Source organism: Nonomuraea sp. 3-1Str, assembly GCF_031570565.1.
GTDB lineage: Bacteria > Actinomycetota > Actinomycetes > Streptosporangiales > Streptosporangiaceae > Nonomuraea.
On the sequence record NZ_JALHBK010000063.1, the window covers coordinates 1 to 1,527 of the forward strand.

The 1,527-nt window shown below is 57.1% G+C and carries 1 rRNA gene (only partly in view); it reads right to left on the reverse strand.

Annotated elements, in window-relative coordinates:
* Window positions 1–7 precede the first annotated feature (7 nt).
* Window positions 8–1,527: ribosomal RNA gene (locus MTP10_RS41750) — 23S ribosomal RNA — on the reverse strand; it runs 1,367 nt beyond the window's last position.

The window sequence follows — 1,527 nt, forward strand, 5'->3', positions numbered from 1 at the left end:
ATGCTTTGTGGTCAAGTCCTCGGCCTATTAGTACCGGTCAGCTCCACACGTTACCGTGCTTCCACCTCCGGCCTATCAACCCGGTCGTCTACCGGGAGCCTTACCCACTCTCGTGGTGGGAGACCTCATCTCAAGGCGAGCTTCCCGCTTAGATGCTTTCAGCGGTTATCCCTTCCGAACGTAGCCAACCAGCCATGCACCTGGCGGTACAACTGGCACACCAGAGGTTCGTCCGTCCCGGTCCTCTCGTACTAGGGACAGCTCCTTTCAAGTCTCCTGCGCGCGCAGCGGATAGGGACCGAACTGTCTCGCGACGTTCTAAACCCAGCTCGCGTACCGCTTTAATGGGCGAACAGCCCAACCCTTGGGACCTACTCCAGCCCCAGGATGCGACGAGCCGACATCGAGGTGCCAAACCATCCCGTCGATATGGACTCTTGGGGAAGATCAGCCTGTTATCCCCGGGGTACCTTTTAGCCGTTGAGCGACACCGCTTCCACACGCCGATGCCGGATCACTAGTCCCAGCTTTCGCTCCTGCTCGACCCGTCAGTCTCACAGTCAAGCTCCCTTGTGCACTTACACTCGACACCTGATTGCCAACCAGGCTGAGGGAACCTTTGGGCGCCTCCGTTACCCTTTAGGAGGCAACCGCCCCAGTTAAACTACCCACCAGACACTGTCCCCGATCCGGATCACGGACCAGAGTTAGACGTTCAAAACGACCAGAGTGGTATTTCACCAATGACTCCACCCGAACTAGCGTCCGAGCTTCCCAGTCTCCCACCTATCCTACACAAGACGTTCCAAACGCCAATGTCAAGCTGTAGTGAAGGTCCCGGGGTCTTTCCGTCCTGCTGCGCGTAACGAGCATCTTTACTCGTAATGCAATTTCGCCGGGTCTGCGGTTGAGACAGCGGGGAAGTCGTTACGCCATTCGTGCAGGTCGGAACTTACCCGACAAGGAATTTCGCTACCTTAGGATGGTTATAGTTACCACCGCCGTTTACCGGCGCTTAAGTTCTCACCTTCGCCAACTCACGCTGACTAAGCGGTCCCCTTAACGTTCCGGCACCGGGCAGGCGTCAGTCCGTATACATCGTCTTACGACTTCGCACGGACCTGTGTTTTTAGTAAACAGTCGCTTCCCCCTGGCCACTGCGACCCCCACCAGCTTCGGAGGCACGCTCCTACACCGGCAGAGGTCCCCCTTCTCCCGAAGTTACGGGGGCAATTTGCCGAGTTCCTTAACCACAGTTCACCCGATCGCCTTGGTATTCTCTACCTGACCACCTGAGTCGGTTTAGGGTACGGGCCGCCACAACACTCACTAGAGGCTTTTCTCGGCAGCATAGGATCATCCACTTCGCCACAATCGGCTCGGCATCACATCTCAGGATTAATGCGAGGCGGATTTGCCTACCTCACTCCCTACATGCTTACCCCAGGACAACCATCGCCTGGGCTGGACTACCTTCCTGCGTCACCCCATCGCTTACCTACTACCCGATCGGATCGAGCGTTCACT